The sequence below is a fragment of the Kitasatospora sp. NPDC053057 genome (assembly GCF_044546945.1).
In the GTDB taxonomy this organism is placed as follows: domain Bacteria; phylum Actinomycetota; class Actinomycetes; order Streptomycetales; family Streptomycetaceae; genus Kitasatospora.
Genome location: NZ_JBITZP010000050.1, coordinates 1 through 20462 on the forward strand (window position 1 = coordinate 1; position 20462 = coordinate 20462).

The following is a 20462-nucleotide window of genomic DNA, read 5'->3' on the forward strand; positions in this document are numbered from 1 at the left end:
TTCGCGTCGATGTTCACCAGGATCGTGCGCGGCCCCACTCGTTCCGCAGGGACCGGCAACGTGCCCTCACGGAACCAGCGGTACGCAGTACGCGGGGCGACCCCCTGTGCGCGTGCTCATTCCGTCAGGTTCATACACAAGAACATACAACACTCATGACACCTGAAAGACACTCATGAACACTTATTCGAGCGCAGTTAGCGACCCCCGGACGGCGCGGCGGCCCACCCGGACGGGCCGCTGCGCCGTCCGGGTGAACGCCGGGAACCGGGGACCACGGCGGACGGTTGGTCACAAGGAGTCACCGCTGACGCATGATCACCCGGAACCATCCCGGCGCGTCGGGGCGTACGGACCATGCGGTAGCGTCGCCGAGACCTCCCGAATGGCGGGCGAAAACGCGGATTCCCGCCCCCCGTGCCGTCAGGATGGGAGCGAACCGTTCACCTCGATCCGCCGGGGGATCCCGTCATGCAGCCGCGAGTCTTCGCGATTCTCACCGCCCTGCTCCTGGGCGTCCTTGGCCTCGGCTCGGTGGCCGTCACCGACTGGTCGCCCGCGGCGGCCACCGCGGCCCCGGCCGCCTCGACCGAGCCGGGAGGCGGTGCGGGCACCCAGCCGGTCGCGGTCGGCGGGGCGGGCGCCACCCCGACCGGCGACCCGGCGGTGTGGACCCGCTCGACGCTGCGCAACAAGCTGATGGCCGAGATGGACGCCACCGACCCCGGCGTCGCCCTCGCCGACCTCGACAAGATCACCAAGGCGAAGCCGTACACCGTGCGGTTCTGCCACCCGATCGCGCACGAGCTCGGCCACGCGGCGGTCAAGCGCTACCACGAGGACTTCCAGAAGGTCATCTCCTTCCCGCACGAGACCTGCGCGGCCGGCTACCTGCACGGCGCGGTCGAGGAGATGCTCAACGCCTCCACCCAGCCCGAGGTGGACCTGCTCAAGCTGTGCGCCCCCAAGAACACCGGTCCGTGCATCCACGGCGTCGGCCACGGCACGATGTTCGTCGCCAAGCAGGACGTCGCCAAGGCCCGCGACCTGTGCAACAAGTTCACCACCGACCAGAACCGGATCCGCTGCTCCGAGGGCCTGTTCATGCAGCTCTTCGGCCCGGACGAGGAGGACGAGCTGGCGAAGGCCAACCTGCCCGCCGACAAGCTCGCCCAGGACCCGCTGTACCCGTGCAAGGACCAGCCGTCGCTGTTCCAGTCCGCCTGCTTCTTCTACGCCCCGACCTTCTACCTGTCCTCGCACGACTACCCGAACCACCCCGAGGTCTACGCCGACGCCCTCAAGTGGTGCCTCAACGGCAAGGCCGGCGGCGGGGCCGTGGACTGCAGCCGCGGCGTCGGCTCGCGGACCATGAAGTACAACCTGGACCGCGAGGACTGGGCCGCCCAGCAGTGCGCCACCGCCGCCGACGGCTGGCAGCGCAAGGCCTGCGCGGAGGGGCTGGTCAGCTACTACACGGTCAACTACACCGACGGCGGCGCGGCCGGGCGGCTCTGCGCGAAGATCACCAACAAGGAGATGCAGGGCTACTGCCGTTCGGCGGGCGGACTGTCCGCCTCGCTGGACTGATCGCCGGACTGATCGACGGACCGATCGAGGGACCGATCGTCCCCGTCCCAGTTGCTGGGCCCGCGCCGCATGGCGCGGGCCCGTTTGCGTAGGATCACCCGACCATCGCCTGATCAGGGTGCGCCGAGGAAGCCGCGCCTGGCCCGGTCCCACCCACGGCCTCCCTGGAGCACGCCATGACCACCGAGGACTTCCGCGGCGCCGCCCACGCCACCGCCGACCTGGTCTCCGACTACCTCGCCGAGCTGCCCGCCCGCCCGGTCTGGCAGCCGATGGGCGACACCGCCCGGAAGGACCTGCTCGACGCCCCGCTGCCCGCCGAGGGCCGCCCGCTCGGTGAACTGCTGGCCGCCATCGAGCAGGACGTCCTCCCCCATCCCATGGGCAACGGCAACCCGCGCTTCTTCGGCTGGGTCAACTCCGCCCCCGCCCCCGCCGGGGTGCTCGCCACCCTCGCCGCCGCCGCGATGAACCCCAGCTCGGCCGGCGGCGACCACGCCGACGTCCACCTCGAACGCGCCGTCGTCCGCTGGATCGCCGAACTGGTCGGCTTCCCGCACCCGGCCGGCGGCGGACTGCTCACCTCCGGCACCTCGATGGCGACCATCGTCTGCCTCGCCGCCGCCCGCAACCGCGCCGCCCGCCGGGCCGGGCACGACGTCCGCGAGGACGGGCTGACCGGCCTGCCGCCGCTGGTCGGCTACGTCACCGGCGAGACCCACTCCTGCGTCCGCAAGGCCGCCGAACTCCTCGGCCTCGGCAGCAGGCACCTGCGCACCGTCACCACCGGCCCCGACGGACGCCTCGACCCCGCCGAACTGCGGGCGGCCGTCGAGCGGGACCGCGCCGCCGGACTGCTGCCCTTCCTGGTGGTCGCCTCGGCCGGCACCGTCGGCACCGGCGCGGTGGACGAGTTCGGCCCGATCGCCGACCTCTGCGAGGAGCAGGGCATATGGCTGCACGTGGACGGCGCGTACGGCGCCTTCGGCCGCCTCGACCCCGCGATCGCCCACCGCTACGCCGGACTGGAGCGTGCCGACTCGCTCGCCCTCGACCCCCACAAGTGGCTCGGCGTCCCGGTCGACTGCGGCTGCGCCCTGGTCCGCGACACCGACGAACTGCGCGGCACCTTCAGCCTCGTCCCGTCCTACCTGCGCGACGAGGCGGCCGGGGCGCTCGGCTGGTTCTCCGAGTACGGCACCGAGCAGACCCGCCCGTTCCGCGCCCTCAAGGTTTGGGCCACCATCGCCCACCGCGGCCGCACCGGCCTCGCCCAGGACATCGCCCGCTGCACCGCCCTCGCCCGCCGGCTCGGCGAACTCGTCGAGGCCGACGAGGAGTTGGAGCTGCTGGCGGAGGTCCAGACCTCCATCGTCGCATTCCGCCACCGGGCCGCCGGACCGGACGAGACAGCCCTGAACGCCCTCAACCGCGACCTGCCGGTCGCCGTCCAGCAGCGCGGACGGGTCTTCGTCACCGGCGCCCGGCTCGACGGGCACGAGGTGCTCCGCGCCTGCCTGCTCAACGCCGCGACCACCGAGGAGGACCTCCACCTCCTGCTCGCCGAGGTGAAGGCCGCCGCCCGCACGCTGCTGCCGTAACACATCGTGGCGGACCTTAACCACCAGGTCACGGCCGGTTCGCGATCAGGAAACACCGGTCGGGCACGGTGGAGGCCATGGAGCACTCAAAGCCTTCCTTCCACCGTGCCCGCCGCTGGCGCCGTGACACCGTCGAGCTCGCCGCCGCCTTCCTCTCCGTCACCGCGGCCGACCTGATCGCGAAGGTCGTCCTCCACGGCTCCGACGGCCCGGCCGTCCTCGCCACCTCCGCCGTCGCCCTGCTCGCCGCCGCCCTCCTGCACGCCTGGTGGTCCCCGCACGCCCCTCCCCCGACCGTCCTGTGGCGGGTGCGCACCACCGCGCTGGCGCACACCCACACCACGCTCGCCGACCACCAGATCACGCTGCTCTCGCTCCACCCCCACCCCACGACCGACGAACTCTTCCTCCGCACCCCGCACACCCTCACCCCCACGGCCCTGAGCGCCCTCCTCACCACCAGCGGCCACACCCTCCAGGACGCCCCGACCCGGATCGCCTGATCCGAACGGGCCTCAGCCCTCGACCTCGACGGCCGCGCGGATCTCCAGGGCGCGCTTGGCCAGGTCGTCCGGGCCGACCGCGCCCTTCTCGTCCGTGACGATGCCCACCGTCTCGTCGTCCGCCCAGACACAGGCGGTCTGGGCGGCGGTCGCGAAGTCGAGCGCCGCGCACTGCGACACTCCGCAGAAGGGACCGGCCGGGTAGTCCTGGAGCTCCTTCACCGCGTCGTCGCGGAAGTGACGGACCGGCGGCGGGTGCCCGCTCGGGCATCCGCCGCCGGTCCGTTCCGTTCCGGTCGGTTCCGGTCGGTTCCGCTCAGCTCTGGCTCGCGGGCTGCACCACGCACACCGCGTTGCCCAGCATGCTGCCGAAGCCGCCGAGCAGGGAGCCGGTCACGGCCTTGCAGGTGGCCGCCTCCTCCGGGGTCTTGGGGCCGTTGTTGCCGGTGTTGCTGGTGCTGTTGATGCTGGTGCCGGCGGCGGCCGACTGGGCGAAGGCGAGCGGCACGGCCAGCAGCAGGGCGCAACAGGCCGTGGCCAGTGCGGAGTTCTTCCTGGACATCGGGGAGCCCCTTCGGATCGGGATGGGTTCGGCGGAGAAGCCGAGCCATCCCTATCCGAAGGGGCTCCCGCGGTCACGGATCCTGGGCCATCCGTGAGCGTGTCCGCGTCAGCGGCCGGGGCGACCGGGCGTCATGCCGGCATCCGCCCCACCGCCCGGACGGCGGCGACGAGTTCGCGCACCCCGTGCTCCCTCAGCACCCCGTAGTGGTCCCCCGCCAGCTCCACCACGGTGGGCGGAGTGGCCGAGTAGCCGGTGCCACCCTCGATGAACGAGTAGTCGTCGCCCGAGGCCTTGAAGATGGTCACCGGCGCCGCCAGCCGCCGTGCGGCCAGCTCGCGGAAGCTGTACTCGAACTCGCAGGTCTCGCCGCCCGTCGTCCCGACGGCATGAGGCGCCTGTCTGGACCTGTGACGGGGTCGTCCCCGGTGGGGCGGCGCACCTCCGGGCATTCGTGCGTTCACGATCACGTAACCGGCCGGAAGCGAGCCGTCGGTAGCGTCGGCCCCATGACGGCATCCCGCACTCGCCTCGAACGGCTCTGGCACCGGCCCTTCCGCAGGTCAGCGCGCAGGTGCGCGGTTCCTGAGGGCCAGGGAACCCGGCTGCCCGGGCTCGCCGGCGGCCCCTACCGGCAGGCCCGGCCGCACCCGGCGCCGGCCGCCCGGGCCTGGGAGGCGGTGTCCCGGCTGTCCCTGCCGGACGGGACCGGGCTGGTGCTGCGCCCCGCCGGGCCGGCCGACAAGGCGGCGGCCCTGGCGATGCACGGCCGCTGCTCCCCCGACGCGCTGCGGCTGCGCTACCACGGGCCGGTCCGCGACGCCGACCGCTACCTGGACCACCTGCTGGACCCGCGGCACGGCCGCAGCCTGGTCGTGGCCGCCCCGGACGGGCGGATCCTCGCGCTCGGGCACCTGATGTGGGACGACGAGGAGGCGGAACTCGCCGTGCTGATCGAGGACGCCTGGCAGCGGCGCGGGCTGGGCGTGGCCCTGCTGCGGCGGCTGACCGAGGCGGCCCGGGCGGCCGGCATCGGCACGGTGTACGCGATGACCCAGGCCGCCAACGCCGGGCTGATCGCCGCGATGCGCCGGCTGGCGACGCCGCTGGACTTCCGCACCGAGGACGGCACCCTGGTGATCACCGCCACGCTGGCCGCCGGTGCCGCTGCCACCCCGGCATCCGCACCCACCCCGGGCCGCTGATCATTTCTTCACCACATCCTTACCGGATGCCCTCGGAACCCGGGACCGGCGGCGGAGCGTCCCCCGGGGAAACGAAGGTCCGTCCGTACACCGCCGTCCTTGACGGACCGTCAGCGGCCTCGGCGGCCGCGTCGCAGCAGGCGGCGCGGGGTCCGGATCGTCCGGCCGGGCGACGGAGTCGGTAGGCTGATCCCGTCCCCGCCGCCCGACGGCCCGTTATCCGGCCAGCGGGCGGTGCCGCAGCAAGGAGGAACCACTGAGCATGGCAGGCACCGAATCGGAGCCCACAGGCGCACGCGACGCCTCGCTGCCGGCCCGCGCCAAGATCGCGGTCACGGCCGGCAAGGTCGCCGCCGCCGTGTCCCGGAAGGCCGGACGCGGAAGCGGCTCGGTGATCGGCGGCAAGGTCGCCCTCAGGCTCGACCCCGACCTGCTCGCCACCCTCGCCGACCACCTCGACGTGGTCCTGGTCAGCGCGACCAACGGCAAGACCACCACCACCCGCCTGATCGCCGAGGCGCTGCGCGCCGCCGGCCCGGTGGTCTCCAACGCCCTGGGCGCCAACATGCCGGCCGGCATCACCTCCGCCCTGGCCGGCGGCACGGACGCCCGCTTCGGCGTGATCGAGGTCGACGAGAAGTACCTGGCGACGGTCGCCCGCGACACCCACCCCAAGGCGATCGCCCTGCTCAACCTCTCCCGCGACCAGCTCGACCGCGCCGCCGAGACCCGCATGATGGCGGAGAAGTGGCGCGAGGGCCTGCAGGACACCGAGGCCGTGGTCATCGCCAACGCCGACGACCCGCTGGTGACCTGGGCCGCCTCCTCCTGCAAGAAGGTGGTCTGGGTGGCCGCCGGACAGGCCTGGAAGGAGGACGCCTGGTCCTGCCCCGCGTGCGGCGGTGTGATGCAGCGCCCGGGCGACGACTGGTTCTGCCAGGAGTGCGGCTTCCGGCGCCCCAACCCGCACTGGGCGCTCCAGGGCACCCACGTGATCGACCCGCAGCGCGGCGCCTGGCCGATCCAGCTGCAGCTGCCCGGCCGGGCCAACCTGGCCAACGCCACCAGCTCGGCCGCCGTCGCCGCCGTGTTCGGCGTCTCCCCGCAGGTCGCGCTGGAGCGGATGCGCTCGGTGACCGCCGTGGCCGGCCGCTACGACGTGGTCCAGTACCAGGGCCGGGACATCCGACTGCTGCTCGCGAAGAACCCGGCCGGCTGGCTGGAGACCTTCTCACTGATCGACGGCCCGCCGGCCCCGGTCCTGCTCTCGGTCAACGCCCTCGACGCCGACGGCACCGACACCTCCTGGCTGTGGGACGTCGACTACGAGCGCCTCGCCGGGCACCCGATCTTCGTGATGGGCCAGCGCAAGCTGGACCTGGCCGTCCGCCTGGAGGTCGCCGGGCTGCAGTTCCACGTGGTGGACACCCTGGAGCAGGCCGTCCGGATGGCCCCGCCCGGTCGGATCGAGGCCATCGCCAACTACACCGCCTTCCAGCAGCTGCGGAAGGTCGTGGCCGGCTGATGCCGCGCCCGCACACCAGTCTTTTCGTGACGGAAGGCCTTCGAGGATGAGTGAGAGCAGCCTGCGCGTGGTCTGGGTCTACCCGGACCTGCTCAGCACCTACGGCGACCGGGGCAACGCCCTGGTCGTGGAGCGCCGGGCCCGCCAGCGCCATCTCAACGTGACCCGGATCGACGTCCGGTCCGACCAGGCGATCCCCACCAGCGGGGACATCTACCTGATCGGCGGCGGCGAGGACCGCCCGCAGCGGCTGGCCGCCGAGCGGCTGCGCGCCGACAGCGGCCTGGTGCGGGCCGCCGAGAACGGCGCGATCATCTTCGGCGTCTGCGCCGGCTTCCAGATCATGGGCCACGAGTTCATCAACGACCTCGGCGAGCGCGAGGCGGGCCTCGGCCTGCTCGACGTCTGGACCACCCGCGGCGACGGCCCCCGCTGCGTCGGCGACGTGCTCGCCGACATCGACCCGCGGCTCGGCCTGCCGCAGCTGACCGGCTTCGAGAACCACCAGGGCGTCACCCACCTCGGCCAGGGCGTCCAGCCGTTCGCGACCGTCACCGTCGGTCGCGGCAACGGCACCGGCGACGGCACCGAGGGCGCCTGGCGGGACACCGTCTTCGGCACCTACATGCACGGCCCGGTGCTGGCCCGCAATCCCGCCATCGCCGACATGCTGATCCGGCTGGCGTTGGACGTCAACGCCCTGCCGCCGGCCGACACCACCTGGTACGACGCGTTGCGCGCCGAGCGCATCGCCGCCACGACGCGCCCCGCGTAGTACCGGGCGGTAGTACCCACGACGCACCCCCCTCGTACGACCGAACGCCCCGCCCGGGTGCCCGCGATGCGGTCACCCGGCCCGCGGGCGGCCCCGGACGTACGACAATGGGGCTGCCGGCTGCACACCCTCCTCGGCAGCAGGCCGCAATTCCGCGCGGGGGCGCCGACGGCGCCGCTCCCGCGTCGGCTCCTGCCCGGCCGGACCAGGGGCCGTATGCTCGACTTCACGGCCGTTTCGGACCTTCTGTCCGGATCGGCCGGTCCTTCACCTCGCGGCCACCTCCCCGCCATCCCGGTGTGGGAGCGCCTCATCACGGTGTCGGCTCGTCGTCCCAGCCTGTAGTCCGGCCGTTCCTCGGTTCTGCTCGGGAGTTGCAAAGCTAATGCGTATCGGAGTGCTGACCAGCGGCGGTGACTGCCCCGGCCTGAACGCGGTGATCCGTTCCGTGGTGCACCGGGGGGTGGTCGACCACGGCGACGAGATCATCGGGTTCGAGGACGGTTGGCGCGGTTTCCTGGAAGGGCACCACCGCCCCCTGACCCTGGACTCGGTGAGCGGCATCCTCGCCCAGGGCGGCACCATCCTCGGTTCCTCCCGGGTGCAGCCGAGCCACCTGCGGGACGGCGTCGAGCGGGCCAAGAAGTACTGCTCGGACCTCGGCCTGGACGCGGTGATCCCGATCGGCGGCGAGGGCACCCTGAAGGCCGCCAAGCTGATGAGCGACGCGGGCCTGCCGATCGTCGGCGTGCCGAAGACCATCGACAACGACATCGCCGCCACCGACGTGACCTTCGGCTTCGACACCGCCGTGTCCGTCGCCACCGAGGCCCTGGACCGGCTGAAGACCACCGCCGAGTCCCACCAGCGGGTCATGGTCGTCGAGGTCATGGGCCGGCACACCGGCTGGATCGCGCTGAACGCGGGCATGGCGGCCGGCGCCCACGCCATCGTCGTCCCGGAGCGCCCGTTCCACATCGAGAAGCTCACCGCCGTCGTCCGCGAGCGCTTCGACCGGCAGAAGAAGTTCGCCATCGTGGTCTGCGCCGAGGGTGCCAAGCCCGAGCCCGGCACCATGCACTGGGAGGAGGGCACCAAGGACATCTACGGCCACGAGCGCTTCACCGGCATCGCCACCCAGCTCTCCCGCGAGCTGGAGCACCGCCTCGGCAAGGAGGCCCGCCCGGTGATCCTCGGCCACACCCAGCGCGGCGGCACCCCGACCGCCTACGACCGGGTGCTCGCCACCCGCTTCGGCTGGCACGCCGTCGAGGCCGTCCACAAGGGCGCCTTCGGGCACATCACCGCGCTGCAGGGCACCAACATCAACCTGGTGCCGCTGGCCGAGGCGGTCGCCGAGCTGAAGACCGTCCCGCAGGAGCGCTACCAGGAGGCCGAGACGGTCATCTGACCGTCGCGCCGTCAGCGAGGGAGCCCCCGGCCGCCCGGCCGGGGGCTCCCTCGCGCCCGGCGGGCGTTCCCGCCGCAGAGCTCCGTATATCGGCTGTAGATCAGCGCCTGTGAAGGTCTTCCTGTCGGGCCGAACGGACCGACGGAACCAAGAGGAAGGACCATCACCATGGACTCCCAGCTGCTCTCGCTCGACCTGGACGCCCTGGACGTCAACGGCATCGAGCTGGCCGAGGGCGACGCCATCGGCTCGCTGGCCACCGACAGCGCGCACACCGAGGTCGGCGCCTCCTGCGCCCCCTACGGCTGCCACTGCTACTTCAGCCTGACCTGATCGGTCCCGGCCGCACCCGACCCACGTACGGGTGCCACCCGCACCACCACCGCCGGTGACTGACCGGCGGTAACCCTCCGGCGCGCTGGGACGGGCCCGCCGGGACCCTCTGAAGACGAAACGGCGTGCCCACCGTGAATCCCCCATCTGCCCCTGCCGTCGGCCGGTTCGCGGTCCGCGTCGCGGGCCTTCCGGCCGACGCCCTGCGCGAGTTGCGCCGGCCCGCCATCCGGTCCGCCGTGAACGGGCTGCTCGCCGAACGCGAGCGGCTGGCCCGCGAGGGCGGGCGACTGGCCGAGGCCTGCCACCCGGTGATCGGCGCACTGGCCGGCTCCGAGCTGAAGCCGCGGGTGGTGGCACTGCGCCGCGGCCTGTACGGCGTGACCGCGCCCGGCCCGGCGGTCTGGTCGGACGAGGTCCGGCAGGCCCTGCCCGCCGGGCTCGCCGACGGGATCGACGCCTGGCTGGCGGCGCTGCGCGCCCACCGGGCGGAGTTCCGGGCGCTCCCCGAGCGCTACGACCGCGAGCTGGCGGACGCCCTGGCGGTCCTGCGCCACCACACCGCGACGCCGGCCTTCCGCCACGGGCTGGTCCAGGGCAACCCGATGCTCTCGGACGCGCTCACCGCCTGGCTCGACTCCCCCGCCGGCACCGAGCCCGCCCGCAAGACCAGGCTGCGCCTGGCCAAGTACCTGGCCCGGGCGGCCGCGAAGACCAGCCCGTACGCCACCTTCACCGTCACCGGCCTCGGCGAGTGGCGCCGCGGCGACTCCGCCGTCGCACCGACCGGGGCGACCGCCTGGCGCAGCGTCGTGGAACCGAACGTCTGGGTGATGCAGCGTCTGGCGCACGCGCTGGCCGGCCCGGGCACACCGCCGCAGGGCCGGGTGCTGCGGGTCAATCCGACGCTGTGCGAGGAGGACGGCCGCTACTGGTTCGTCGCGCCCGGCTGGTCGGAGCGGGTGCTGTCGGTCGCCGCGGACGGTGCGGCGCGCGCCTGCGTCGACCTGCTGCGCACCGGCGGCCCACGCACCGGCGCCGAGCTGCGGGACCACCTCACGGCCCTGACCGGTGCACCGGCCGCCGGCCCCGAGGCGGCGGCGACGGCCTTTCTCAGCAGGCTGGTCGAGGTCGGTCTGCTGGAGGCGGCGCTGCCGTTCGCCGACCAGTCCCCGGACCACCTGGGTGAGCTGCTGCGCCACCTGGAGCGCTGGGAACTCCCGGACGGGCAGCGGGACTTGGCAGCCGTTCAGGACGCCCTGCGGGCCTACCCCGGCGAAGAGTCGGCGGCCGCCCGGACGGCGCTGCACCGGCAGGTGGACCGGGAGATCACCGGTCTGCTGGAGGCCCACGGGACACCCGGCGACCGGACCCAGGCCCCGCCGCGCAAGAACCTGTTCCACGAGAACGCCGTCTTCACCGACGTCGCCGTGCACGGCGACCCGGCGCGCTGGGCGGACGCACTGGCGGACCTGCGCGCCGTCGGACGACTGCTGGCGCTGTTCCAACCGGACGCCGCACTGAAACTCGTCGCGGCCGAGGCCTTCGCGGACCACACCGGGCCCGTCCCGCTCCCGCTCTTCCACCGTGCCCTCGTCACTCGCCTGCGCGATGCCCAACCCGGCAGCGCTGCCGACGAGTTGAGGGCCCTGCTCAATCCGGCCACGGCCGTCGGGCAGCTGCCGGGCGCGAGCACCGTACCCGCCGTCCGGGAGCTCGGCGGGCTCCGCGCCGAGGCGCTCCGCCTGCTGCGCGAGCACCCCGCGGGCGAGGACGGCCGCATCCGCATCCCGGCCGACGCCGTCGACCGCCTGCTCTCCGCCCTGGCACCAGGGGCACCGGCTCCGGGACCGCTGTCCTGCTACGTACAGGAAGCCGGCCGGGACGACGCCGGCCGGCTCGAACTCGTGCTCAACGGCGTCGGCGCCGGCCACGGGCACAGCACCGCCCGGCTGCGCCGCGTCCTGCCGCAACTCGCCGACCGGACACCGGACTTCGCGAGCGAGGGCGCCCGGCCGGACGTGCTGTTCGCGGAGAGCGGCGGCGCCTTCGGCAGCAACCTCAACCTGCGGGCTCCCGGCGTCCGGTTCGAGATCGACGCCCCGGGGGTGGACAGCGACCGGCCCGCCGCCGACCGCCTGGCGGCCGCCGAGCTCTTCGTCGGCCACGACCCGGCCCGTGGGCGGCTCGTGCTGCGCCACGGACCCGACGGGCCCGAGGTCCGGCCGGTGCACCTGGGCACCATGGCCGACCGGCTGCTGCCGCCGCTGATGCTGCTCCTGGTCAGGCTGTTCGGCGAGACCCCCGGCCCCGCGGCCGGACTGTGGGAGCTGCTGGCCGCCACCCCCGCCGAGCGCTCCCGGGCGGTCCTGCACCGGCCGCGCACCGCCGTCGGCCGGGTCGTCGTGGCACGGGCGTCGTGGTGCGTGCGGGCCGACGCGGTGCCGCAGCAGAGCCGGGGCGAGCACGAGGCCCACTACCTGCTGCGACTGGCCGACTGGGCCCGCCGGCACGGCGTGCCGGAGCGCACCTTCGTACGGGCCGTCCCCGACCGCCCGACCCCGCAGGAACCGGGCGCAGCCGGAGAGCCGCGCCGGCCCCGGGGTTTCGCGGAGATCCGCGACCGCAAGCCGATGTTCCTCGACCTCGCCAACCCCGACCTGGTGTTCCTGTTCCACCGCCTGCTCGCCCGGCCCGACCGCGTCCTGCTGTTCCAGGAGGCGCTGCCCGACCCGGAGGCCGCGACGGTCTTCGGCGACCTCGGGCGGCGGGTCGCGGAGTACGTCGTCGAGGTCGACGCGGGTACCGCCGCGGCGGCTGGTCCCGATCGTGGCTGAGGCGCCGCGCGGAGCCGGCCGGGAGTGGGTGAGCCTGCACGCCTTCAGCACGGCCGACGCCACCCCGCTGCTGGTGCGCACCGTCCGGCCGCTGATCACCGCGCTGCGGGCCGACGGGCTGGTCGACGAGTCCTTCTACCTGCGGTACTGGGAGGGCGGCCCGCACCTGCGGCTGCGGCTGCTGCCCCGCACGGCCGCCCGGGCGGACGCGGTGCGCGAGCGGGCCCGGGCCGCGCTGAGCCGGCACCTCGACGCCTTCCCCTCCGGCGGCCGGATGCCGACCGCCGACTACGCGGCCTGGGCCGAGCGGCTGGCCGCCGCCGAGGGGCTCGCCGACCACGACCGGATGGTCCGTGACCGTGACGTGGTCGAGGAGATCCGCTACCGGCCCGAGTACGCGGTGTTCGGCGGCTCGGAGGCGGTGCGCGCCGTGGAACGGCACTTCACGCTCTCCAGCGACCTCGCACTCGACCTGCTCGCCGCCGGAGCGACCGAACCGCAGCGCGCGGGCTTCGGCGCGGACGCGCTGATCCTGGCGCTCGCGGTCTGGGAGCCCGACCGGGACCGGCTGACGGCCCTGCTGCGGGCCCGCCCGGGCGGCGAGCCGGATCCCGCCATGACCGCCCGGGTGGCGCACGGCTGGCGGCAGGCGGCGTCAACGGCCGGCGGCAGCGAGCCGAAGGCCCGGTGGCTGCGCTCGGTGCGCGAACTGCGGGCCGAACTGCTGGAGCTGGACGCGCGCGGACGGCTGCGGATCACCGCCGCCCACCCGACCGCCGTCCCGCCGCCCGGTTCCGCCTCCCCCGGTCAGCGCGCGGTGCTCTCCGTACTGCTGCGCTGCGTCCACCTGCTGCACAACCGGCTCGGCCTGAACCACACCGTCGAGCAGCGCATCCGGCGCCTCGTCGAGTCCGGCCTGAGCACCGGCCCCTCCGGCGACCCGCGCGCCGCCACATCCAACGACCCCGTGAGGACCGGGTACCGCCTTGACTGACACCGACCCCGCCGTGCGGCCCTGCCCGCCCGGCTCGCCCCAGCCGTCCGGCGCGCCCGACCGGGAGCCGACGGAGTGGCACAGCCTCCAGATCCGCTACTACCAGGACGACAAGGACGCGCTGCTGCTGGACGCCGTCCGCCCCCTGTTCGCCGAACTCGCGGACGTGGCCGAGCTGCCGTACTTCCAGCAGCACTGGCGGCGCGGCCCGCACCTGCGGCTCAACCTCCGTACCACGCCCACCGCTTGGCGCGAGGTCGTGCGACCGGCCGCCGAGGAACGGCTGACCGCCTTCCTGCGGCGCAGCCCGTCCACCGCCGTCCTCGACGAGGCCCGGGAGACCGCCCGGCACGCCCGGAAGGCCGCGCTGCTGGACGAACGCGGCGCGCTGTCGCCGTGGTACCCGGACAACACCCTGCAGACCGAGCCGTACGAGGACCGCCTGCACGTCCTGGGGAGCCCGCAGCTGGCGGACCTGCTGGACGCGGGGCACGCCGCCAGCACCCGGCTCGCCTTCCCGCTGCTGGAGCACGTCCGCCGCACCGGCCACAGCAGGCTGCGGCCCGCGCTCTGGCTGATGTTCACCTTCGCCCACACCAGCCTGCCGCCGGTGTCCCGGGGCTTCATGTCCTTCGCCTCCCACGCGGAGGGCTTCTTCGCCCAGTGCGCCGACCCGGACGCCGTCCGGGCCGCCTTCGAGGCGCGGTTCCGGCAGCTGCGCGGCGAACTCGGCGACGACCTGGCCGCCGTGCTCGACACCCTGGACGGCTCCGGGCGGCTGCCCTTCGTCGCCGACTGGGCCCGGTACGTGCGCGACCGGAAGGCCGCCGCCCTGCCGCTGCTGGAGGAGGGCCTGATCGACCTCGACCACGCCGAGCGCACCCCGCTGACGGCCGAGCCGCAGCTCGGCGAGCTGCTCGGCCTGCTGCTCGGCAACGAGTCGTACCAGCGCGAGGTGATGTCCACGACCTGGTTCCGCTGCCACCGGCTGGCCGTCAACCAGCTGTACACCCACCTGGACCGGCTGGGCCTGTCGATCACGCAGCGCTTCCTGCTCTGCTACCTGGCCGCCCGCACCGTCGAGGAGACCTTCGGGGTCAGCGCGCTGGACCGGGCCCGCGCCTACGTCGACCGCCACCCCGCCACCCCGACCCCCGAGACCGCCGACCCGCGGAGGAGCCGAGCCTGATGCGCCCCCTTCTCAAGGACGACGTCCGCTGCGTGCCGGTCCCCGAGGGCGCCTACCTGCACGCCGGCCACCGCTCATGGGTCCTGCCCGGACCGCAGGCGTACCAGTGGCTGCGCGGGCTCACCCCGCACCTGACCGGCCGACACACCCTGGACGAACTGACCGCCGCGCTGCCCGCGGCCAAGCGGGGCACCGTACGGGACCTGGTGCTGCTGCTGCACCGGCTGGGCTTCGTCAGGGACGCCCGGGAGGATCTTCCGCACAGCCTCGGCGAGCGCGAACTCCGCGAGTACGCACCGGAGATCGCCTTCCTGCGCTACGCGCTGGACTCCGCCGAGCACCGCTTCCAGCGGTACCGCGACACCCGGGTGCGGCTGCTCGCCGACGAGCCGCTGCGGGCGGCGGTGCTGCGGGCGCTGCTGCGGACCGGCTGCCGGGACATCGAGGTGGTCGCCGAGCCGGCCCGGTTCACCGAGCTGAGCCGGGCCGCGGAGCAGGAGCGGCGGGACCCGGACCAGTGGGTGCACCTGACGGACGGGGCCGACGTTCCGGACGTCCCGGGAGTGCCGCGCACCGGGGCCGTGCTGGAGGTCCGGACGGTGCGTGGGGACTTCGAGACCGCGCGCCGGGCGCTCGTCACGACCGCGGAACACTGCGCCGCCGCCGGCCTGACGCCCGCCCAGCTGCTGGTGGGCGACGACGAGGTCTGGTTCGGACCCACCCGGGCCGGGTCCGCGGCCGCCGGCTGGCACCGGCTGCTGCCGCCCCGCGACGGGGCCCGGAAGGCGCCACTGGGCGGCGCCGTCCCCGGCCTGCTCGCCCACCGGCTGGTCCTCGGTCTGTTCCGCGCCCTGACCGGCCTGGACGAGCTGCCGCCCGCGCCCGGGTCCTCCGCCGACCCCGTACTGGCCCGCACCGACCTGCACACCCTGGCCGGCTCCCGTCACCCTGCCCTCCCCCACCCGGCGGCCGTGACCACCGGATTCCGTACCGGGGACGCGGACCCGACGCCCGCGGCGACGCCGTCCGACGGCACCGGCGCGGACCTCCTGGCCCGCGCGGCGCGCGTCGTCGACCCCCGGACCGGCCTGCTCGGCGCGGTCGACGAGGCCGACTTCAGCCAGTCCCCGCTCTGGGTCTGCCGCGCCGTCCCGCACGGCTACCGGGGCGGGCCGCTGGACGCGCCGGCCATCGGCTCGGGCCTGGAACGGGATGAGGCCCGGCTCACGGCCGTGCTGGCCGGGCTGGCGGCCTACGCGGCGGACGCCGCCGCCTGCCGGACGGCCGACGAGGGCCGGGCCGCCGTCGAGGGCGTGGACCTGGCCGACGGCCGGACGGTCCTGATCCCGGCGTCCGCGGCATTCCCGGACCGCGTCCCCGGGACGCGGCCGCGCGGCGCGGCCGGCGGCCGGTCACCCGAGGAGGCGCACTGGCACGGCCTCGCCGACCAGGTCGAGGCGCTGCTGGCCCTGCCGTCCCACCCGGCCGGGCGGATCACCGCGCTGGACCCGGCGGACTTCGCCGCCGACCCCCGCACCGGCCACCTGCTGCGGCTGCTCGAAACGCTCGGCGAGCCCGCGCTGTACGACCTCACGACGGTGACCGGCGTGCCCGCCTGCGCCACCCGGCTCGGGCCCGCCGGGCAGGACCTCAGCGCCGAGACCGTCGCCGCCGCCGGGCGCGACCTGGCCGAGGCGGTCGCCCGCTCGGCCGAACGCGCGGTGCTGGCCTGGCAGTCCAAGGCGGAGGGGCAGCCCGCGTACCGGCCCGAGACGGTTCCGGGGATCACCGCGCTCGCGCCCGTGGCCGCCACCGCGGACCGGGCGGACGCGCCGGGCACCGACCTGACGGCCCTGGCCGCCGCCCTGCGGGCCACCACCGGCCTGCGGGCCGTCGCAGTCCCGCTGGACCGGGATCCGCTGGCGACCGCCGTCCTGCCCGATCTCACCCGGGTGGTGCTGCTCCGTGACTGACATCGGGACACCCGCGCGCCCCGCCGCGCCCGTTCGCGCCGGCGCGGCCACCGTCGCCCTGCTCGGCTCGCCCTGGCTCGCCGCCGCCCCCGGCTGGCGGGCCGTCACCGCCGAGGAACTGACGCAGTCCGACCCGGACGTCCCGGACGTTCTGATCGTCGCCGCCACCGACCCCGGCGATCCCGAACCGCTGCGCCAGGCCCGTGCCTGGGCCGCGGCACACCGCCGCCCCTGGCTGCCGGTCCGGCTGCTCGCCGGGCAGGTGGTCCTCGGCCCCGCCGGTCTCCCGGACCGCCCCGGCTGCCTGGACCGCCCCGGCCTCCCGGACCGCCCCAGCTGCCCGGGCTGCGCCGAGCTGCGCGAGCGCGACAACAGCCCGGAGCCCGCCCACCGCGAGCTGCTCCCGCCGGACCTGCCGGTGCCCCCGCTGAGCCCGCTGCTCCTCGACGTCGTCCGCGGCCTGGTCGCCGACGAGGCCACCCGACTCACCGACCCTGCCGAACCGACCGACGCCCCGCCCCGCACCGCCGGCGCCGTGCTCCGGGTGGCGACGGACACCGGCGCGACCTCCCGCAGCACCCTGCTGCCGCACCCGTACTGCCCGCACTGCGGCGCGCTGCCGCCCGACAGCGCGACGGCGGCAGTGCTCCCGCTGCCGCCCGCCCCGAAGCTCCGCCCGGACGTCCCCCGCACCGCCCAGCCGGACCCGCGGGCCCTCGCGGACCGCTACGTCGACCCGGTCACCGGCGTGATCGCCTCGGTGGACACCTGGTCCACGCCCGCCGCCCTGTGCGCCACCGCCCGGCCGGCCCCCGCCCGGGCCGTGCACGCCAGCGCCAACGGCTACGGCCGCGCCTTCGACCTCGGCTCCACCCGGCTCGCCGCCGTCCTGGAGGCGCTGGAACGGCTGGGCGGCGAGGCCCCGCGCGGGCGACGCACCACGGTCACCGCCCGGTTCCGCGACGTCGCGGACCACGCCGTGGACCCGCAGCGGTTCGGCCTGCACCACCCCGAGCAGCACGGCCTCCCCGGCTTCCCGTTCGCGCCGTACACGCCCGAGCGGGAACTGCGCTGGGTGTGGGGGTACTCCCTCGGCCGGGGCGAGCCGGTCCTGGTGCCCGAGAGCTACGTCTACTACAACCGCGGCCACCACGACGACACCTTCGTGTTCGAGACGTCCAACGGCTGCGCGCTCGGCAACTGCCCGGCCGAGGCCGCGCTTCACGGGCTGCTGGAGGTCGCCGAGCGCGACGCGTTCCTGCTCACCTGGTACGCCCGGCTGCCCGTCCCGGAGGTCGACCTGGCCTCGGCCGCCGACCGCCGGATCCCGCTGCTCGCGGAACTCGCCCGGCACCGGCTCGGCTACCGGCTGCGCGCGTTCGCCACCGCCACCGAGCACCGGGTGCCCGCCTTCTGGGTGCTGGCCGAGGCCGACCCGGCCGCCGGGTCCGCCGCGCCACGCGGGCTGAACCTGCTGTGCGGCGCGGGCACCGGGCTCTCGGCCGAACGGGCCCTGCTGCGCAGCCTCGCCGAGCTCACCGGCTTCCTGTCCGGCGCGGACCGCCGGCACGACCCGGACCGGGCCCGCCGGATGCTGGCGGACCCGGGAGAGGTGCGCACCATGGACGACCACGCCACCCTGTACGGCCACCCGGCCGCCCGGGAGCGGCTCGGCTTCCTCGGCGCCGGCGCGCCACCCGTGCCGCTGGCCACCGTGGCCGCCGCCACCCCCTGGCCGGAGCACCGGGACCTGGTCGCGGACCTCACCGAACTGGTCGGCCGGTTCACCGCGACCGGCCTGGACGTGGTGGTGGTCGACCAGACCTCGGCCGAACACCGGGCCGGCGGGCTGTCCTGCGTCAAGGTGCTGGTCCCCGGCACGCTGCCGATGACCTTCGGGCACCGGTTCCGGCGCACCCACGGGCTGCCGCGGCTGCTGACGGTGCCCCGGCTGCTCGGCCACCGTGACCGCGACCTCACCCCGGCGGAGCTCAACCCGGATCCGCACCCGTTCCCCTGAACACACCGCGACCGAAGCGCCACGACCGAACCGTCACCGTCCCCGTAGAGGTCCCCGTGCCACCCACCGCTCCTCCCGCCGCCGACCCGGTACCGGGCGCGGCGGCCCGTGCCTACCTGCCGCACGGCCGCCACCCCGGACCGCTCCCGCAGTCCCCGGGCCTGCTGCCGCCGCCGAACCTCGTCCACACCGACTGCCCCACCGTGCCCCTGCCCTGGGAGCCCGCGGAGGGCGCGCCCGACTGGCCGGCCGTCCTGGGCACGCTGTTGCGCGGACTGCTCGGCCGGACCAGGGCGAACTGGATGTACCCGGTGGATCCGGCGACGGGCGCCGCGCTGCCCGCCCCGCCCGGCCAGGGCGACTGCCGGCCCGCGCCGAGCGGCGGCGCCCGCTACCCGATCGAGGCGTACCTCGCGGTCGGCGCGGCGCCCGGACTGCCGGCGGCGCTCTACCACTACGACAGCGTCGGCCACCGGCTGAGCGCCGTCCGGTCGGGCGACCACCGGCAGGCGCTGGCCCCGGCGCCCGGCGAGGTGCCCGACCTGGTGCTCGTCCTCACCACGGTGTTCTGGCGCAGTGCGGTGAAGTACCGGGAGTTCGGCTACCGGCTCCAGCAGCAGGAGACCGGCGTGCTGCTCGCCCAGGCGCAGACGGTCGCCGAGTCGCTGGGCGCCACCGTCGGAATGCGGCTGCGGCAGGACGACCGGCCGGTCGACGCGCTGCTCGGCCTGGACCCCTACCGGCAGAGCGTGACGGCCGTCCTGACGCTCCACCACCCGGCCGCCCCGGCGACCGGCCCCGGCGAAGCACAGGCCGCACCGCAGGCCGCACCGACCGCCCGGCCGGTCACCGCACCGGCCTCGATCGCGCGGCTGCTCCCCTACACGGCGGCCGTGCACCGGGCCTCGCTGGCCGAGCGGGCGGACGCGGTCCAGCCCGCCCGGCCGGTGCCGGCACCCGGCGCCGGGCCCGCGGTCCGGCTGCCCGGAGCGGACCTCGCGGGCTCGGCCGCACTGCACGCCGGGGTGGCCCGGCGCGCCTCGGCGAGCAACGGGTTCCTGCCCGTACCGATGGACCGGCGGGCGCTGGCGGCGGTGCTCGGTGCCGCGGCCGCCGGGTACCCGGGGGACCTCGCCGGCGTCGCGGCGGCTCCGGCGGCGGTCGCGCTGTGCTGCGTGATCCGTGACGTCACCGGCCTCGCCCCGGGCTGCTACGCCTACCGCGACGGGGCGCTGGTCCCGCTGCCCGTCCCGGCCGATGCGCCGGAACGGATCGCAGCCGGGCTGGCCGCGCCGCCGACCCGGCTGGACTACCTGGAGGCGGCGCTGACGCTCCTTCCGGTCGCCGCCCTGGAGGCGGGGATCGACGGCTACGGCGACCGCTGGTACCGGCTGGCGCACATCGAGGCCGGGCTCGCCCTACAACGGGCCGCCCTGGCGGCGGCCGCGCTCGGGCTGTCCGCCCGGATCCGCTCCGACGCCTCCTGCGCCGCCACCGACGAGGCCCTCGGCCTCCCCGCAGACGGGCTGACCAGCCTGAGCGCCCTGCACATCGGCACCCCCAGACCCGGACCGGTGCTCGGTTTCCTGGTGTAACCGGACGCCCGAACCGGCGGCGTTGATCGTTTGTCAATCGGCGGCTGAGACGCTCACCGAGTCGGCGCACACCCCGTGCGCTTCCCGAGTGACCAGGAGCCTTCCGATGAACCTCGTTCCGTCCGCCGTCAAGCACGCCGCAGTCCTGCTGAGCCTCGCCGCCGGCGCCGTCCTGCTCTCCGCCACGACCGGCGCGGCCGCCTCCGCCCCGGCGGTCACCTACCAGGCCGGCGGCCCGAACACCAAGCCGTCCCCCGAGGAGTGGAACACCATCGCCTCCGTGGTGATACCGCCCACCCAGCAGAACTGATCCGTCCGGTCCGCGGGGCGGCGGAGGTCCGGGGGTTCC

Annotated in this window: 17 protein-coding genes and 2 pseudogenes; 15 read left to right on the top strand and 4 right to left on the bottom strand. The window is 75.1% G+C overall.

Going from position 1 to position 20462, the window contains the following annotated elements:
* Positions 1 to 116 (bottom strand): annotated as a pseudogene (locus tag ACIG5E_RS33905) (IS607 family transposase); the annotation flags it as partial.
* A gap of 355 nt (positions 117 to 471) precedes the next feature.
* On the opposite strand from ACIG5E_RS33905, the gene ACIG5E_RS33910 reads away from it, so the two are divergent.
* From ACIG5E_RS33910 to ACIG5E_RS33920, 3 genes are all read left to right on the top strand, one after another.
* Entirely contained in the window at positions 472 to 1590 is a 1119-nt protein-coding gene (locus ACIG5E_RS33910; protein ID WP_396540138.1) for a hypothetical protein, read from the top strand.
* 176 nt (positions 1591 to 1766) lie between these two features.
* Entirely contained in the window at positions 1767 to 3191 is a 1425-nt protein-coding gene (locus tag ACIG5E_RS33915) for a pyridoxal phosphate-dependent decarboxylase family protein (RefSeq protein WP_396540140.1), read from the top strand.
* A 77-nt stretch (positions 3192 to 3268) separates the two neighbouring features.
* The gene (locus tag ACIG5E_RS33920) at positions 3269 to 3694 is read left to right on the top strand and encodes a hypothetical protein (protein ID WP_396540142.1); all 426 of its coding nucleotides are present in this window, start codon (positions 3269 to 3271) and stop codon (positions 3692 to 3694) included.
* A gap of 12 nt (positions 3695 to 3706) precedes the next feature.
* Here ACIG5E_RS33920 and ACIG5E_RS33925 read toward each other — a convergent pair whose 3' ends face one another.
* The 3 genes and pseudogenes from ACIG5E_RS33925 to ACIG5E_RS33935 form a co-directional block, all read right to left on the bottom strand.
* Positions 3707 to 3916 carry a hypothetical protein gene (locus ACIG5E_RS33925; protein ID WP_396540144.1) on the bottom strand — a complete coding sequence of 70 codons (210 nt, stop codon included), beginning with the start codon at positions 3914 to 3916 and terminating at the stop codon, positions 3707 to 3709.
* 94 nt (positions 3917 to 4010) lie between these two features.
* Positions 4011 to 4256 (bottom strand): hypothetical protein, encoded by a 246-nt coding sequence (locus tag ACIG5E_RS33930; protein WP_396540146.1) that lies wholly within the window; start codon positions 4254 to 4256, stop codon positions 4011 to 4013.
* A 131-nt stretch (positions 4257 to 4387) separates the two neighbouring features.
* Positions 4388 to 4621 (bottom strand): annotated as a pseudogene (locus tag ACIG5E_RS33935) (hypothetical protein); the annotation flags it as partial.
* Between the two features lie 144 nt (positions 4622 to 4765).
* On the opposite strand from ACIG5E_RS33935, the gene ACIG5E_RS33940 reads away from it, so the two are divergent.
* The 12 genes from ACIG5E_RS33940 (at position 4766) to ACIG5E_RS33995 (ending at position 20423) form a co-directional block, all read left to right on the top strand.
* Positions 4766 to 5461 (top strand): GNAT family N-acetyltransferase, encoded by a 696-nt coding sequence (locus tag ACIG5E_RS33940; protein WP_396540148.1) that lies wholly within the window; start codon positions 4766 to 4768, stop codon positions 5459 to 5461.
* Between the two features lie 262 nt (positions 5462 to 5723).
* A complete protein-coding gene (locus ACIG5E_RS33945; RefSeq protein WP_270141562.1) occupies positions 5724 to 6986 on the top strand; it encodes a MurT ligase domain-containing protein in 1263 nt (420 codons plus the stop codon).
* Between the two features lie 46 nt (positions 6987 to 7032).
* Positions 7033 to 7761 carry a type 1 glutamine amidotransferase gene (locus ACIG5E_RS33950; protein WP_396540150.1) on the top strand — a complete coding sequence of 243 codons (729 nt, stop codon included), beginning with the start codon at positions 7033 to 7035 and terminating at the stop codon, positions 7759 to 7761.
* A gap of 385 nt (positions 7762 to 8146) precedes the next feature.
* Positions 8147 to 9172 (top strand): 6-phosphofructokinase, encoded by a 1026-nt coding sequence (locus tag ACIG5E_RS33955; protein WP_396540151.1) that lies wholly within the window; start codon positions 8147 to 8149, stop codon positions 9170 to 9172.
* A 168-nt stretch (positions 9173 to 9340) separates the two neighbouring features.
* Positions 9341 to 9505, top strand: a complete 165-nt coding sequence (locus tag ACIG5E_RS33960; RefSeq protein ID WP_396540152.1) for a hypothetical protein — start codon at positions 9341 to 9343, stop codon at positions 9503 to 9505.
* A 134-nt stretch (positions 9506 to 9639) separates the two neighbouring features.
* Positions 9640 to 12342, top strand: a complete 2703-nt coding sequence (locus ACIG5E_RS33965; protein WP_396540154.1) for a lantibiotic dehydratase — start codon at positions 9640 to 9642, stop codon at positions 12340 to 12342.
* Positions 12335 to 13336 carry a lantibiotic dehydratase C-terminal domain-containing protein gene (locus tag ACIG5E_RS33970; RefSeq protein WP_396540156.1) on the top strand — a complete coding sequence of 334 codons (1002 nt, stop codon included), beginning with the start codon at positions 12335 to 12337 and terminating at the stop codon, positions 13334 to 13336. The genes ACIG5E_RS33965 and ACIG5E_RS33970 overlap by 8 nt, the downstream gene beginning before the upstream one ends.
* Positions 13329 to 14525, top strand: a complete 1197-nt coding sequence (locus ACIG5E_RS33975) for a thiopeptide maturation pyridine synthase (protein ID WP_396540158.1) — start codon at positions 13329 to 13331, stop codon at positions 14523 to 14525. The genes ACIG5E_RS33970 and ACIG5E_RS33975 overlap by 8 nt, the downstream gene beginning before the upstream one ends.
* Entirely contained in the window at positions 14525 to 16498 is a 1974-nt protein-coding gene (locus tag ACIG5E_RS33980) for a hypothetical protein (protein ID WP_396540160.1), read from the top strand. The genes ACIG5E_RS33975 and ACIG5E_RS33980 overlap by 1 nt, the downstream gene beginning before the upstream one ends.
* A complete protein-coding gene (locus tag ACIG5E_RS33985; protein ID WP_396540162.1) occupies positions 16491 to 18518 on the top strand; it encodes a TOMM precursor leader peptide-binding protein in 2028 nt (675 codons plus the stop codon). The genes ACIG5E_RS33980 and ACIG5E_RS33985 overlap by 8 nt, the downstream gene beginning before the upstream one ends.
* Before the next feature lie 56 nt (positions 18519 to 18574).
* Entirely contained in the window at positions 18575 to 20113 is a 1539-nt protein-coding gene (locus tag ACIG5E_RS33990; RefSeq protein WP_396540164.1) for a SagB family peptide dehydrogenase, read from the top strand.
* Between the two features lie 106 nt (positions 20114 to 20219).
* A complete protein-coding gene (locus ACIG5E_RS33995; protein WP_396540167.1) occupies positions 20220 to 20423 on the top strand; it encodes a hypothetical protein in 204 nt (67 codons plus the stop codon).
* Positions 20424 to 20462 lie beyond the last annotated feature (39 nt).

Excerpts from the sequence above, each read along its gene's own strand:
- ACIG5E_RS33910 (WP_396540138.1), top strand. The coding sequence starts at position 472 with ATGCAGCCGCGAGTCTTCGCGATTCTCACCGCCCTGCTCCTGGGCGTC.
- ACIG5E_RS33915 (WP_396540140.1), top strand. The coding sequence starts at position 1,767 with ATGACCACCGAGGACTTCCGCGGCGCCGCCCACGCCACCGCCGACCTG.
- ACIG5E_RS33920 (WP_396540142.1), top strand. The coding sequence starts at position 3,269 with ATGGAGCACTCAAAGCCTTCCTTCCACCGTGCCCGCCGCTGGCGCCGT.
- ACIG5E_RS33930 (WP_396540146.1), bottom strand. The coding sequence starts at position 4,256 with ATGTCCAGGAAGAACTCCGCACTGGCCACGGCCTGTTGCGCCCTGCTG.
- ACIG5E_RS33940 (WP_396540148.1), top strand. The coding sequence starts at position 4,766 with ATGACGGCATCCCGCACTCGCCTCGAACGGCTCTGGCACCGGCCCTTC.
- ACIG5E_RS33945 (WP_270141562.1), top strand. The coding sequence starts at position 5,724 with ATGGCAGGCACCGAATCGGAGCCCACAGGCGCACGCGACGCCTCGCTG.
- ACIG5E_RS33950 (WP_396540150.1), top strand. The coding sequence starts at position 7,033 with ATGAGTGAGAGCAGCCTGCGCGTGGTCTGGGTCTACCCGGACCTGCTC.
- ACIG5E_RS33955 (WP_396540151.1), top strand. The coding sequence starts at position 8,147 with ATGCGTATCGGAGTGCTGACCAGCGGCGGTGACTGCCCCGGCCTGAAC.
- ACIG5E_RS33960 (WP_396540152.1), top strand. The coding sequence starts at position 9,341 with ATGGACTCCCAGCTGCTCTCGCTCGACCTGGACGCCCTGGACGTCAAC.
- ACIG5E_RS33980 (WP_396540160.1), top strand. The coding sequence starts at position 14,525 with ATGCGCCCCCTTCTCAAGGACGACGTCCGCTGCGTGCCGGTCCCCGAG.
- ACIG5E_RS33995 (WP_396540167.1), top strand. The coding sequence starts at position 20,220 with ATGAACCTCGTTCCGTCCGCCGTCAAGCACGCCGCAGTCCTGCTGAGC.